This window comes from Aquimarina algiphila, assembly GCF_007489275.1.
Taxonomy (GTDB): Bacteria; Bacteroidota; Bacteroidia; order Flavobacteriales; family Flavobacteriaceae; genus Aquimarina; species Aquimarina algiphila.
Window position 1 is genome coordinate 1 of sequence record NZ_VLNR01000081.1, and the last position, 14,169, is coordinate 14,169.

Genomic DNA, 14,169 nt, shown 5'->3' on the forward strand with positions numbered 1-14,169 from the left:
ATAGAAACTTATAATAATAAAAGACCACATTGGAGTCTTAATTTAAAAACACCTAATTTTATACATAACAAAAAATCCTGTGAAGCTAGCTTCACAGGACTAAATTAAATATCGTAAAATTGTCAACCTATTTTAGGACGACTCATTGTTTTGATAGTTTTACTATTATTATAAGGACAAAGAGTAAAAACGAATATATGAAAGGATTTTTTAGCAATTTTAAAGGAGATGCTTTTGGGGGATTAACAGCTGGAATAGTGGCTTTACCATTAGCACTAGCATTTGGGGTATCTTCTGGATTAGGTCCTAGTGCGGGTTTATATGGGGCAATTTTTATTAGTTTTTTTGCCTCACTTTTTGGAGGAACAAATACTCAGATTTCTGGTCCGACAGCGCCAATGACAGCAGTAAGTATGTTGGTTATTGCTGGTATAATAGGTGCTAATGATGGAAATGTTGAAAAAGCATTACCAGCGATTCTTACTATATTTTTGATGGTAGGAATAATTCAGATCGGTCTAGGAGCAATAGGAATAGGAAAATATATCAGATATATACCTTATCCAGTGGTCTCGGGTTTTATGACCGCTATTGGAGTTATGATATTAATTACACAACTTTTACCTGCTTTTGGTTATTATCCAAAAGAAGATGAGGCTTTTGTAAATCAATTCAAACCACAGGCAGAAGAGGTGATTTTGAATAAGATTTTAAAAGATGAAGCAGGAGAAGGTATTCTTGTGCTTGAGGATTTTAAAGAAACGATTAAAAGAGCAGAGAATATATCACATGATGAAATTTATCTTGAAGCTGTGACTCTTGCAGGCAACGCTGCCTCAGGAGTTATGGGAGCTATAAAGAGTTTGCCGAATGCATTGTCTAATATTAATTATTTAGAGCTTATTCTTTGTCTGGTTACTATTGTTATTATCTATGGTTTTAAACGCATTACCACCGCAATACCTAGTACATTGGTTGCCTTGGTTATAGTTTCTGGAGTAGCCTATGGTTTTGGATTAAAATATAGACCAATAGAAGAGATACCTAGCGGATTTCCAATACCTAATCTATCTATATTTTCAGAATTTAGCTTATCATCCGTAACGCCATATATCTTTACAGCCTTATCTCTTGCTTTTTTAGGGGCAATTGATTCTTTGTTGACTTCTGTGATAGCGGATAACATGACTAAAACCAAGCATAAGCCAAATAAAGAATTAATTGGACAAGGGATTGGGAACAGTATTGCTGCAATTTTTGGCGGAATACCGGGAGCAGGAGCTACAATTAGAACCGTGGTAAATATTAATGCAGGTGGAAAAACAAAATTATCAGGAATGATAGCAGGTGTTTTACTACTGATAGTTTTACTGGCTCTTGGGCCAGTTGCATCTCAGATTCCGGCAGCAGTTTTGGCAGGAATTCTAATTACTGTGGGTATTGGAGTGATGGATTATAAAGGACTTAAAGCCATGCCGCACATGCCAAAGATTGAAGTGGCTATTATGATCATTGTTTTAGTTTTATCGGTTTTTTGGAATTTAGTTTATGCTGTAGGTATAGGCTTGGTCATTGCTTCCTTAATGTTTATGAAAAAAATGGGAGATGTTACTGCAAGTAAATCCAAAGTAGAATCTCTTGAGGGTCTGGAAGGTAATAATTTGAAAGAGAGCGTATGGAAAGATGAGATTAATATACCCAAGCAACTTAAAGAAAATATATTTATTAAACATCTTAATGGCCCTGTGTTTTTTGGATCTACAAGTGAACTTCAGCAACTAGCAATGCAAATCCCAGAAACAGCAAAATATGTAATTTTAAGAATGGATAGAGTTCCTTATATGGATCAATCTGGGGTGTATACTTTAGAAGAGATTATTTTTGGTCTGGAACAAAAAGGAGTTAAAACTCATATTGTTGGTATCCAGCAACAACCATTATATCTCGCCAAAAATATTGATATAGTACCAGATTTAATACCTGAAGATCGTGTATTCAAAGATTTTGACTCCTGTATTGCCTATTTAAACAATGCAATTGAAGAAGATTCTACAGATTCTAAAGAATAATACAGATCGTGTTAACTTTCTTGAGAATTGTTATTGGTGTCTTTTAAAATACTAGGCAATACCATAGGTGCTAGTTTACGAACTGGTTTATATAAATATGAGGAGTTGATTGTTTCTTCCTTGATAATGGTGATGTTCCTGTTGATAGCATCAATAAATATAATAATGACGCTTGAAATAAAAGCCATTTTTAAAACTCCAAATGCCGCTCCTAGTATCTTATTCAAAATCCCTAATGCTGCATAGTCAGCAATTTTGGTTAAAATTTTCCCAGCAAGGGAAACGAGTATAACAACCAGAATAAAAGTGAGGGCAAAAGCCACAAGTTTCATAGCACCTTCTTGCCAATCTACATATTGACCAAGATACCCACCAATAATATGAGAAAAATGAACTGCAATATATATTCCAACAATAAGAGCAACCAAAGAGGCTAAAGAAGCAAATAAGCCTTTACTAAGACCTTTTATTAATCCCCATAATAAAAGAATCCCCAAAATGATATCAATGTAATTCATTAATCAGTGATTATAATGTCAAATATAATTCATTTATACCCATATCCGAAGATCTGATATGTATTTGCCGTTTTATAAAGAGATGCCATCAATATAGAGTAGCATAGTCCTATATTGTAAAATTAAATATTATTGTATATATTTAGCATATAATATATATGATATATACTATGAGAAAAATTATAGATATAGATGAGCAAATAATCCCTAAACTCAAGCTAATAGCGGCAATAGAGGATTCTAGTGTTAAGAAAGTTATGGAGGACGCTATACTGTGGTATATCGAACAAAAGGAAAAAGAACAAATTGAAGCAATGTCTTTAGATCAAAAAGAAGACCTTGGACTGTTACTTTTAATGCAAAAAGCTAATTCATCTATTACAATAAGTGAGGAGGAATTATTTACATCTGATAAAACATGAAGCTAAAAATTTCAGAACAATTTGCTAAAGACTTTAAATTGGTAAAAGATGTTTCTCTTCAAGAAAAAGTAAAAAATGTTTTAGAGATGCTAAAATCAGCCAAAAACAAGGATCACGTGTCTCAGCTTAGAAAGATACATGGCAATGATAATGCCTATAAAATGGGTATAGGGTTTTATTTTCTAATTGCTATCATGTCCTCAGAACAAGAAATAATACTTATGAGGTTATTACATAAAGATGTGTTAACACAAGTACTTGATAGATAACTAATACATCGTTTTTAAAAAGATACTCTAAAAACAAGATTAGGAGTTATACCCAAGGACTCTTGTCGAAGTTGATCTAATTCTATTTCTCCTGTACTCGGATTGTCATCTAATCGATAACTTATTGAAATAGGAATTTGTCTATTATATACATTTCGTATTGAAGCTCCAAATTGACCTTTCCAATTCCCGGTCTTACTAAGATTGAATCTATAAATAGCAGAGATATCTAATCTATGGTATTCTTTTAACCGTTCTGCGTTAGCTGCTCCAAATTCAATTTCTTCATTTACAAGGTCTGCATCGGTAAAAGGAGCTCCAGACCTCCATAACCAACCTGCCGAAAGTTCCCAATTATTAATTTCAAATGTATTAGAGATTCTAAAATTATGTGTGATATCATTGTTGCCCGGAAAAGAAGCTTCCTGTATTTCAGGAAAGGTAAATTTAATATCATTAAAGGTATAACCCAACCAGATTCTATAGTTTTTGATCTTCTTTTTTAGAAGTACATCCACTCCAAAAATAGCGCTTTTCCCAACAGATAAATCATTATTAATGGTATTAAAACCATTAGTTACAGATGTAAGGCCATCTATGTTTTTGTAATATCCATCGATCTCAAAATTCCAATCATTTTTAGAAAATAAAACCCCTCCAGAGAATTGAGTGCTTTCTAATACAGGGACTTCATCGTTGGCATGTATCCATAGATTATTCTCCAAACGAAGTTGTGTGTCTTCAAATTCTACTAATTGACTAATCGGTTGATATCTAAGTTCTCCTGTTGCTTTTATTCTTAGAAAATCTGTAATAGGATATTCTATGTTTACTCGGGGCTCTATATAGAATTTATCTAATACAGAATAATGAGATGTTCTTACTCCCAAATTAATAAAACCCTTATTCTCTGGAGAGAATTTATAATTTGCATACATAGAATTTGCCTTATTTTGTACTCTATCAGATTCATTTATTGGGTTTTCAAATTCACTTTCTCTTGTAACCACATAAAACACTTCATTATCAGAAAATTGATAACCAAGCGTTAGTGAATTTTTTGTATTAAGATCATATGTGATATTAAGATCTAGCCCAATATCTTCGACTGTGTTTTTTCTAATAGATTGTTCTTCGATGATTTGTTCTTGCCGTTCAGAAAATTGATAATCAGAATCGAATTTAGAAAAATAAGCTTTTAGGCTGTGATGAAAACGACCTTTGTTAGTGCCAACCCAAGAAAAGCTAGCTCCTTCGTTTGTGATCTCCAGATCATCAGTGATAAGATCTTCATCATCATTAATTTCAAACTTGAGATCATTATTTGTATACAGACTACTCACCATAATTTTGTCATTTTTGCCAGCATCAATAATGAGTTTTGCAGTAGCATCATAAAAGAAAAAATCATTTTCTCCGATGTCTTCTTCATCTTCTTCATCCTCTTCATCTCCCGGAGATACTTGGTTTGCTCCTTGTACTATCTTTGTATTTTGAAACACTTTTTCTGAAAGTGCAGTATAGGTCGGTGTTTCTAAGAAATCTGTATAAGACCTCCTGCCAGAGACGATCAATCCTATCCTGTTGGATACAGGGATTTTCATAAAGGCATCTGCGTGAGTGCCATTAATACCAGCGCCACCATTAAACTTTTCGGGTACGTTCTGATCACTAGAGATATCAATTACTCCAGAAACTCTATCGCCATATTTTGGATCTGCTCCTCCTTTAAAGATTTTCACATTTTTAACAACATTAGGGTTAAACGCAGAAATCATTCCAAATAAATGGCCTGTATTATACATTTTAATATCATCCCAAAGAATAAGATTCTGATCAGACGAACCTCCACGTATTTGTATTCCGGATGCGGATTCGTCGGGACTATTTATCCCGGGAATCAATTGAATGCTTTGTAAAATATCAGGCTCACTTTGACCTGGGAGAATACCAAGTTCTTCATTTAAAATTCCCAAGGATCCATCAATTTTTTTATCGATTCCTTTGGTTATATATTCTACAATGAGAACTTCTTCTAATGAAGTGCTTTCTGCAAAAAGAGGTATTCTAGGACAATTGGATGCTTTAAAAGAAGAAGCATTCATTGTTTTATTTTTATATCCAACATATTGTATAGAGATCGTGTCATCAAGGTCTATATTTCCAAGTTGAAAGAACCCGTCGTCATTTGCTATGGTTCCTGTTTTACTACTTTCTATAATTATTGATGCATAAGATAGAGGCTCGTTAGTCGTTTCATCAAAGAGATATCCGCACACCTCTACTTTATTATTAGGGGCACTAACGATTACTTGTCGGTCTGATATTTTTTTAAAATTAAGATTAGTAAGTACTTTTAGTGTAGTTAAAATTTCGTCTATTGGCGTGTTATTAATAGCAAGAGTGATTATTTTATTTTTCACGGTTTCGTTACTAAAAGAAAAAATAAGTCCATACGATTCTGATATTTCTTTGAGTACATCTTGTAAAGGCGCTTCTTTATAATCTTTGGTCACTTGTGCTTGAAGAGAGTAAACACAAAAAAAGAATAGTAGCAGCGTTTTTTTCATAGTACGGTTTTTAGTTTTAGTATGATTCTAAAACGTAAAGATTATTAAATGATTTTGTGTGTTTGGTTACTATATGATTAATAATTATAGGGGAGAAAGCGATACAGTATTTCCATTTACAACATAATTAATACCCATAGGAACTAATACAGATTCGAGTGCAATATTGAGATCATCATAATTAAATCCTCCTGTAAACAATTGGTTTTGATCAATTTTGTCCCGTCTAAAAGTGATATTGTATTGTATTTCTAACTCATCAAGAACATCTTTTAGCGGAATGCTGTTAAAAACACTTTCCCTGTTTTTCCATAAGGGTTCAGAATCATTAATCACCTTATCTATAAGTTTTTTATTTTGTAAGGAGACTCCTTGACCTTTTTCCAATATTTTTTGCTGATTATCTTGAGTTGCAACTCTTACTTTTCCTTCATAACAGCCAACTTCAAATTCATTTGATCTGCCTTTTACATTAAATTGAGTTCCTAATACTTCGACTTTTCCTATTGACGTTGAGACGACAAAATTTGTTCCAGAAGTTACTTTAAAATAAGCTTCACCTTGTAAAAAGACTTCTCTGTTTTTTGACCAGAAAAACCGTTGATGAGTTAGTGTAGAAGCAGCATTTAGATCAACAGAACTTCCATCGGGTAATGTTATAGCTAATTGTTTTCCGGGATCTGTTGAATAGGTTACTTTATTAAAGAAAATCCCAATAATTAATACTATCGAAGCCGCCGCCGAAATAGCGTACACAATTGGTTTTAGATGTATTAACTTTGCCTTTTTAGGCTGATAAATCTTACCTAGCGTAGTTGCTAGCGAACGCTGAGTGTCAAATGAAGGCGTATGAAAATATTCGAGCCCTTCAATGATTTTTTCATAATCGTCGTATTCGGGAAGTTTTTTTAACTCCTCGAGTTCTTCAGCATTGAGATCATTATTCAACCACTTTGCTAGATATGTATTTTCATTTTCATTAAGCATATTTTCTATCTCCTATAACAAAAAAACAGGTGAGTTTTAAATTACCCTACTTAGCTTTATATATTTTTTACCAACTTTCTTAATTCTTTTAATGCATTATGCATTCTCTTTTCTACAGCTTTAACTGAAATATCAAGCATATCAGCTATTTCATTATATGTTTTTTTATTGATACGATTTAATAGAAAAACTTCTCGCTGACCATCAGAAAGACCACCAATAGCATTTTGAAGTTTATCCATAAACTCTTTTTCTTCCATCACAAAATCAGGGGATTCTACATTTCGATTACTTCGGGGAATTTTTGAGTATTCTAACCTAACTTTTTTATGCGCAACTTGATTAAGAAATAAATTGTTTGCTACTGTACATAAGAAACCTTTTGCTTTTTCGAAGATTACTTTTTTACAGTTATGCCAGAGTTTTATAAAGGCTTCTTGCATGAGATCTTCTGCTTGATCTCTATCTCCACATTTATAGTAGGCAAAATTTCTAATATCCTCTGCATGTGTTTCAAATAGTTTGGTGAAAACAGGTTGTTCACAAACAGATTTAGAGAATTGCACCATATAAAAAGAATTTTTTTTCGATTCGAGGTAGGGTGAAATCAATTCTACCTGTTATTACCCAAAAATAACTGATTATGAATTCCAAAACAAATCTTACAATCGCATTAATTATAATTATAGCAATTGCTATAACTTCAATTGGCTTTAAAATAAACCCCATTCTTGATCATTATGATAATTTTAACCCAGAGAAAGTCTACACCATAAAATATAGATTCTTTTTTAAATCCTCAGATAGAGAGACGTCATTAAAAACATACTTGCCAAGGAGCAATTCTAGACAAAGAATTTCTGAAGAAAAAATAAAAAATGATACGGCACTTTTTTTTAGTAAGAAAGAGGAGAAGCACAAAAACATAAGGGCTATCTGGAAAACTAAAAATAAAGACACTTATAATTCGGTAGATTATGAATTTACTTTTGCAGGAAAAGCTAAAGGGTTTAAGGTTCCTCAAAAATTTGATTTGGTTTCAGAAAAACATGTGAATCATATCATAGAATATTTAAACCCAACAACCAATATTCAATCTGGGGATGAAATTATTAGAACACTGGCAACTCGGTTAAGTCAAAATGTTAAAAACGATAGAGAAGTTATTAAAAATATTTTTGATTATGTATATGGGATTCCTTCTGCTCCCATTATTACGTTAACCGATGCTATAACCACTATAGAACAGAACAGAGCTTCTTGTAATGGGAAGAGCAGATTATTCGTAGCACTAAGCAGAAGCCTGGGGTATCCCGCTAGAGTCAAAGGAGGAATTATCGTTGAAAATGCGGATAAAAGAACATCACATGCCTGGGCAGAAGTATTCATTAATGAAAATTGGGTTCCTTTTGATGCCTTAAACAATCATTTTGCATATCTGCCAGCAAATTATTTAGAATTGTATCATGGAGATAAATCATTAATTACACATACTCCGGGGATTCAGTTTGATTATACTTATGAAATTAAAGAAGTAAATCATGTATCATTTTTAAAAATGAATTCTGAAGAACTTAATAATTTACCAGGATTTTCACTTTGGACATTGGTAGATAAAAAAGTGATTCCTATGGGATCTCTAAGATTATTATTGCTATTGCCTATAGGAGGATTATTAGTAGCTTTTCTAAGAAATATAGTCGGACTGAAGACCTTTGGAGTATTCTTACCAGTATTAATAGCATTTTCGTTACTACATACCGGTTATGTTTCTGGGATTGCAATTTTTGTAGGTCTCATTATGTTTATTGGATTAATATCTTATCCTTTTGATAAATTAGGACTGTTATATACACCAAAACTGGTTATATCATTAACGATAATGGTGTCTGTAATCCTTATTGCTACTCATTTTGGAATAAAGAATGATATAGATTGGTTAACAAAACTTACGTTTTTTCCTATCATCATTCTTACAATTGCCACAGAACGTTTTTCTCGTTCTACTCTAGAAGATGGATACATAAAAGCAATAGATAAATTATTCCAAACATTAATTGCTACTTCAATTTCTTACCTGATTCTCTCATTGTCATGGTTACCCTCTATCTTGATTTTATTTCCAGAGATTGTTCTTATAATTATTGGATCAGCAACATTTTTAGGCAGATATATAGGAATAAGATGGGTAGAATTAGTAAGATTCAGACCTCTTTTGGAGCCCGAAAAATAAAAATCAACTTTTTGGTAGGGTAAATATAAAGTAGCCTGTTCTATAACAAACAAACGAAAAAAACAAATTAAAAATATCATTATGTTCTCAATAATCTTCAATAAAAAGTCTGCTTCTGCATCAAATGTGATTGGGTTAAATGAAAGAAATATAAGACTCATTTATCCTAATAACCCTAAGAAGTACTATCCTCTGGCTGATGATAAAGTATTAACTAAAGAAGTACTACATAAAAACGACATTCCATGTGCAAAAACATACGCAGTGATCGAATATAATAGTGATATAAAAAGTGCTTGGGAATCTTGTAAAAAATACAAAGCTTTAGCTATAAAACCCGCAAATGGTTGTGGAGGAGGAGGAATTAAAATTCTCAAAAAGGATAAAGAAGGAAATTGGATGAGTAGTGGTGAGATCATTTCTGATCGTGAAATATTTCAGCATATGGCATCTATTATTATGGGTTTTTTCTCATTAGGATCTCATGATCGAGTCCTTATTGAAGAATGTATAGAACCACATCCGTTTTTTCAGGAAATATATCCTTCTGGAGTACCAGATTTTAGAATTATTACCTTAAACAGTATTCCGTTAATGGGAATGCTAAGAATGCCTACAGAAAAATCTGATGGTAAAGCAAATCTTCATCAAAATGGAGTGGGTATTGGAGTTGATATGCAAGAAGGAAGATTGTTAGAAGTATATGATGGTAAAAAATATAGCAATCATCACCCAGATAGTACTTTTTTGGTCAACGGTGCCCCCATACCGTATTGGAAAGAAATTTTGGAAATAGCTGTAGCCACCGCTAAAGCATTCCCTCTCAACTATCTGGGTATTGATATTGTAATCGATAAAAACAAGGGACCACAAATCATGGAAATCAATGTTAGACCTGGACTAGGGATTCAACTCGTAAATAAAACAGGGTTAAAAGAAGTAATTAAACACGCTATCTAAAGTAAATAATCAATAAAAAAATAGTAAAAAAACAAAACTAATCCTTACTACAAAAAAGACTAAAGCGATTAATTTTTATTTGTAGAATTTCATTTGCCTATCAGCAAGTGCAGGACAACTATTGCAAAGTCACAAAACAAAAAAATATGAAAACAAGAATTATAATATCTATAGTAATTACAGTTGTAGTACACACATTAAGTTTCTCACAAAGTAAGCATGTTTTTAACGCAGAAACCCAAGGAGGATATGAATATAATTATTTCAAAAGTCCAGAAGAGGTACGAGTAAACGATAGTGTTTTAACCAAGGAAGATTTGATTGCAAGTAGTATTTATCAAGATATTTCGGCCAATTATATATATACAAATAAGTGGGATAGGAAAAATAGAATACGCTTTTTTGTAAAACCATCGGCAAGAATATTCTACGAAAATATTGATGATAGCTATTGGAGCGCAAACCTTAGGGCAAAATATGATTATAAGTTTAATAAAAACGTTAAGCTTTTGGCAGAAACTAAACTTATACGAATGAATAGAGAAGGGTTAGGTGGAGATCAGGATGTTTTGATTAATCCATTAGGGTATACGTTATACGGAGTTAATGCAGGTGTTGATTTTAATCCTTTTGTCAATAACAAATTGATTACAAAAGTATTCTATAATTTTAAAGATTTTGATGCTTTTGGAATTAGGGATTTACAGTTTGATGAATTCGGCTTAGAGGTGTCTAATGTTCAGACTTTTAAAGTAGGTAAATTAAAACATAAATTAGGGATTAATGCATATGCAAAGAAGAGATTGTATGATACTTTTAATGCAAGTGAGGTCATAACCGATGGAGAAAGAGATTGGGACTATGTTAAGGCTACGTTGTTTTATCAGTTACCTTTTAGTGAACAGTTCCAAATAAAACCAACCTTAACCTATTATACTCGAGTGGATAATTCTACAGACCGTTCTGGGTTTAATCAATTTGGCCCGGGAATACTTCTAAAATATAAGAGTGCAAAGACAATGATAAACGGTTCGTTTTCATTTATTACCAGAAACTACTCAAGTATTGAAGCAAGGAATACCGATGGTAGAATAGGAGAAAAACTTACCTATGAATATGCAAATTTTGGTGTAAATGCTTCTCACGATATTGGCAATGGTTTTTCGATAACAGCCAAAATAAATTCTAGAATAAGAAGTACAAATTATACAGATATAGATGCTCGTTCCTTCAGAAATTATAGGAATCAATATGCAGGAATAGGCATTCTATGGAAATTGTAAGATTTCCCCTTTATTTATATCAGTTTTTTTTGGTTAAGCGTTACTTTTGTAACGCTTAACTTTTTTAGTATTCTTTTTCTTGTGGAGTAAAAAAGTATAAGAAAATGAGTTGAATTAATCCAACAAAAAAACGGGATTTTTACCAATTATCTTATGGATAATAGATAACAATAATTGACTGAGGCATATGGCAAGAGATGAAAAATTAAAGGAACGATGGGATAATCTGGTACAAAAACTTTCTGATCAGTTTTCAGAAGGAGAAGATTTAGATCTGGACGGTATCATATATCTTATAGGTGTTCAGGAATTGGGTCAGATTCATCGCAAATTTAAAAAAGATGAAAAATTAGACTTGATGCATATTGCAATATGTCGTCTTTTAGAACCATATGGATACTACGAATTTGATTTCTATGATGATCAGGGATGGCCACACTATAAAGTCAAAGAACAATTACCCAATCTAAAGGCTGGAGAACAATCGGTATTGATGAAAGAAGCTATTGTGAATTATTTTTTGATTAGCCAATACATCGTATAAAAATATTTGTTTTAGTATCTTGTGTTAGGATTTATAATAGTTTTTAGCATACAAGAGTATCGATAACCAAACCAAATATCAAGATTCTAATTTTGGGAAAATTAATATTTCTCAATCTAATACCTCTATTAAATATAAAGGAAAAACTACCGGAATAGCTTTAAAATATGTTATTGAAGGAAAGGAGTCCTATGATGTTAATACAGATCAATTAGATGTACATAAAGGACAGTTCATCATTTTGAGAGAAGATGTAAACTATACAATGTTTGCTAAAAACATATATACTGGAGGTTGCTGTCTAGATATCAACCCAGAATTACTAAATATTGAAGTATCAGATTTTTTAGATAATGATTTGCTGTTTAATCAACCATTTTCAGGAGTATTATCAACACAATTAGGTACATCCTTAAATAATTTTTCTAATGCTTTTTCTATTTTTGATTTTAAGAAAGACGCTATAAATATTATTCATGATTTTAAAGAAGATTTACTTGGTTTTCATAGAGAAATGAATATAATTGGAAATGCAGTACAGTGTATAACAAAGAGAGTAGAGACACAAAAACTCTTGATTTCTAAGCTTTTTAAAGCAAGAGAATATATCCATAGGTATTATACACATAAAATAACATTAAAGGTATTAGCTGAGGTATCAGGAATTTCAAAATTTCATTTTGCAAGAGTTTTTAAGAATTGTTTTAAAATGACTCCCTTAGAGATGCAGGAACAATTGAGAATGAAAAAAGCCGAAGAGCTTATCCTTAAAGATCATATTTCTTTAACATCTATAGCTTATCAATTGGGGTATACAGATTTAGCTTTATTTTCTAAACGATTTAAGAAGTATTATAAAATTTCTTCTTCTCTTTATATAAAATAGCAAGATGATACAAATCATATTAGAATATTCATCTTATTCTTGTGATTAAAGAAATAGGTTTGAAAAATCAAAAAAATAGTTTGAAAGGAGATAATTTTTCTATAAAAATTATAGGTTTAGTATGTGCAGTTATTTTATTGGGTTGTCAATATAAAGTTGACGGTCAATCTGCTGAATGGGATGAGATTACCAATAAATTCATAAAGGATTACAAGAAATTTAATCTTCCTTCACTTCAACTTTCCTTTGTAGATAATATTAAAAATATTAAAAGCCAGAAATCCGTTCATGCACAAGAAGCAATGTTTAGTGCTTTAGAACATGCACTTCAAAAAATAAATAAAAATCAATTGCCAGATCATGCTAAATTGGATTATGATTTGATGCTTTATGAATGTCAACTTAATCGTCATAGAATAGATATTGAGAAAAAATGGTTGAATAGAGAAGAAGATAGTATTCCTGAAACCAAAATATTCGATGTCCCTTATGGAAAAGAGTGGTATGCATATTTCTTAAAAAAATGGGTAGACAAGGAAACAACGCCAGAGGAAATTTATGCTCTGGGAATAAAAGAAATAGCAAAGGTTACATCCAGGATGAAAGCTATACAAGTTAAATCTGGTATGGATAGCCTTACTTTTAGTACGTATATCAAGGACTCTACATTTTTTTATACCAATATTGATACTATTCAACAGCGCTTTTTGGAAGTCAAAAAGCAAGTATCAAAGAAATTACCAGAATTGTTTCCGTTTTTGGATAATGTACCAGAAGTAAGCATAAAACGTGGCACTAATAAAAATTTATCTCAAGTACCTGGTTTTTATAGTGAGGGTACTTTTTATTATAATTATTTCAATACTCCTTTTAATAAAAGACAGGTGGGATGGTTATATATTCATGAAGCAATGCCAGGGCATCATTATCAAATCATGGTTGAGTCATCTACATCACGTTCTGAAATACAAAAGATATTTAGATATAGAGGAGTCGGAGAAGGATGGGCTGCATATATAGAAGAGTTAGGTAATGAAATAGGAGCGTATCAAAATATATATGATGAATTAGGAAAATGGGAATGGGATATTATCCGTTCAGTAAGAGTCGTGCTGGACGTTGGATTAAATTATTATGGTTGGAGTGATCAAAAGGCTTTAGAATTTTGGCAACAACACATTAAGGGGCAGGATGATATTGCTTTTCGAGAAATCAATAGAATGAAAAGATGGCCTGTACAAGTTATTACCTATAAATATGGATCAAATAAAATTCTTAAATGGAAATCAGAACTCGAAAAAAATAAAAAGTTTGACCTTAAAGAATTTCATAGAAATATTTTAAAAAGAGAATTGTTACCGTATTCAATTTTAAGAAGGCAATTAGGGTTGTAATATATTATGCTAAGATTAACAAATCTCAATATAA

Annotated in this window: 13 protein-coding genes; 9 read left to right on the top strand and 4 right to left on the bottom strand. The window is 31.8% G+C overall.

All coding sequences use genetic code 11. From position 1 onward, the window contains the following. Positions 1 to 197 precede the first annotated feature (197 nt). Complete coding sequence (locus FOF46_RS26220) at positions 198 to 2,069, top strand: SulP family inorganic anion transporter (RefSeq protein ID WP_143918510.1); 1,872 nt, start codon at positions 198 to 200, stop codon at positions 2,067 to 2,069. Between the two features lie 11 nt (positions 2,070 to 2,080). Here the strand turns inward: FOF46_RS26220 and FOF46_RS26225 are convergent, their stop codons facing one another. Then, positions 2,081 to 2,587, bottom strand: coding sequence for a CvpA family protein (locus FOF46_RS26225; RefSeq protein WP_143918511.1), 507 nt, complete (start codon positions 2,585 to 2,587; stop codon positions 2,081 to 2,083). 170 nt (positions 2,588 to 2,757) lie between these two features. Between FOF46_RS26225 and FOF46_RS26230 the strand changes: the two genes are divergently transcribed. Together FOF46_RS26230 and FOF46_RS26235 are read left to right on the top strand one after the other, a co-directional pair. Beyond that, a complete protein-coding gene (locus FOF46_RS26230; RefSeq protein WP_109436444.1) occupies positions 2,758 to 3,009 on the top strand; it encodes a hypothetical protein in 252 nt (83 codons plus the stop codon). Continuing rightward, a complete protein-coding gene (locus FOF46_RS26235) occupies positions 3,006 to 3,278 on the top strand; it encodes a hypothetical protein (RefSeq protein WP_109436108.1) in 273 nt (90 codons plus the stop codon). The genes FOF46_RS26230 and FOF46_RS26235 overlap by 4 nt, the downstream gene beginning before the upstream one ends. Before the next feature lie 14 nt (positions 3,279 to 3,292). Here the strand turns inward: FOF46_RS26235 and FOF46_RS26240 are convergent, their stop codons facing one another. The 3 genes from FOF46_RS26240 to FOF46_RS26250 all read right to left on the bottom strand — a co-directional run bounded on the left by FOF46_RS26240 (position 3,293) and on the right by FOF46_RS26250 (position 7,404). Beyond that, the gene (locus FOF46_RS26240; RefSeq protein ID WP_143918512.1) at positions 3,293 to 5,848 is read right to left on the bottom strand and encodes a TonB-dependent receptor domain-containing protein; all 2,556 of its coding nucleotides are present in this window, start codon (positions 5,846 to 5,848) and stop codon (positions 3,293 to 3,295) included. An 84-nt stretch (positions 5,849 to 5,932) separates the two neighbouring features. Further along, positions 5,933 to 6,835, bottom strand: coding sequence for a FecR family protein (locus FOF46_RS26245; protein ID WP_143918513.1), 903 nt, complete (start codon positions 6,833 to 6,835; stop codon positions 5,933 to 5,935). Between the two features lie 56 nt (positions 6,836 to 6,891). Continuing rightward, complete coding sequence (locus FOF46_RS26250) at positions 6,892 to 7,404, bottom strand: RNA polymerase sigma factor (RefSeq protein WP_109436105.1); 513 nt, start codon at positions 7,402 to 7,404, stop codon at positions 6,892 to 6,894. A 74-nt stretch (positions 7,405 to 7,478) separates the two neighbouring features. On the opposite strand from FOF46_RS26250, the gene FOF46_RS26255 reads away from it, so the two are divergent. The 6 genes from FOF46_RS26255 (at position 7,479) to FOF46_RS26280 (ending at position 14,135) form a co-directional block, all read left to right on the top strand. After that, positions 7,479 to 9,068: a 7TM domain-containing protein gene (locus tag FOF46_RS26255; protein ID WP_143918514.1), complete on the top strand. Its 1,590-nt coding sequence runs from the start codon at positions 7,479 to 7,481 to the stop codon at positions 9,066 to 9,068. A gap of 81 nt (positions 9,069 to 9,149) precedes the next feature. Further along, the gene (locus tag FOF46_RS26260; protein ID WP_109436103.1) at positions 9,150 to 10,028 is read left to right on the top strand and encodes a sugar-transfer associated ATP-grasp domain-containing protein; all 879 of its coding nucleotides are present in this window, start codon (positions 9,150 to 9,152) and stop codon (positions 10,026 to 10,028) included. A gap of 146 nt (positions 10,029 to 10,174) precedes the next feature. After that, the gene (locus tag FOF46_RS26265; RefSeq protein WP_143918515.1) at positions 10,175 to 11,311 is read left to right on the top strand and encodes a hypothetical protein; all 1,137 of its coding nucleotides are present in this window, start codon (positions 10,175 to 10,177) and stop codon (positions 11,309 to 11,311) included. 187 nt (positions 11,312 to 11,498) lie between these two features. Next, entirely contained in the window at positions 11,499 to 11,855 is a 357-nt protein-coding gene (locus FOF46_RS26270; RefSeq protein WP_109436101.1) for a hypothetical protein, read from the top strand. Positions 11,856 to 12,096: 241 nt separating this feature from the next. After that, positions 12,097 to 12,741: a helix-turn-helix transcriptional regulator gene (locus tag FOF46_RS26275; protein ID WP_208746819.1), complete on the top strand. Its 645-nt coding sequence runs from the start codon at positions 12,097 to 12,099 to the stop codon at positions 12,739 to 12,741. Between the two features lie 59 nt (positions 12,742 to 12,800). After that, a complete protein-coding gene (locus tag FOF46_RS26280) occupies positions 12,801 to 14,135 on the top strand; it encodes a DUF885 domain-containing protein (protein ID WP_143918517.1) in 1,335 nt (444 codons plus the stop codon). Positions 14,136 to 14,169 lie beyond the last annotated feature (34 nt).

Excerpts from the sequence above, each read along its gene's own strand:
- FOF46_RS26250 (WP_109436105.1), bottom strand. The coding sequence starts at position 7,404 with ATGGTGCAATTCTCTAAATCTGTTTGTGAACAACCTGTTTTCACCAAA.
- FOF46_RS26240 (WP_143918512.1), bottom strand. The coding sequence starts at position 5,848 with ATGAAAAAAACGCTGCTACTATTCTTTTTTTGTGTTTACTCTCTTCAA.
- FOF46_RS26235 (WP_109436108.1), top strand. The coding sequence starts at position 3,006 with ATGAAGCTAAAAATTTCAGAACAATTTGCTAAAGACTTTAAATTGGTA.
- FOF46_RS26230 (WP_109436444.1), top strand. The coding sequence starts at position 2,758 with ATGAGAAAAATTATAGATATAGATGAGCAAATAATCCCTAAACTCAAG.
- FOF46_RS26220 (WP_143918510.1), top strand. The coding sequence starts at position 198 with ATGAAAGGATTTTTTAGCAATTTTAAAGGAGATGCTTTTGGGGGATTA.
- FOF46_RS26225 (WP_143918511.1), bottom strand. The coding sequence starts at position 2,587 with ATGAATTACATTGATATCATTTTGGGGATTCTTTTATTATGGGGATTA.
- FOF46_RS26270 (WP_109436101.1), top strand. The coding sequence starts at position 11,499 with ATGGCAAGAGATGAAAAATTAAAGGAACGATGGGATAATCTGGTACAA.
- FOF46_RS26255 (WP_143918514.1), top strand. The coding sequence starts at position 7,479 with ATGAATTCCAAAACAAATCTTACAATCGCATTAATTATAATTATAGCA.
- FOF46_RS26265 (WP_143918515.1), top strand. The coding sequence starts at position 10,175 with ATGAAAACAAGAATTATAATATCTATAGTAATTACAGTTGTAGTACAC.
- FOF46_RS26260 (WP_109436103.1), top strand. The coding sequence starts at position 9,150 with ATGTTCTCAATAATCTTCAATAAAAAGTCTGCTTCTGCATCAAATGTG.
- FOF46_RS26245 (WP_143918513.1), bottom strand. The coding sequence starts at position 6,835 with ATGCTTAATGAAAATGAAAATACATATCTAGCAAAGTGGTTGAATAAT.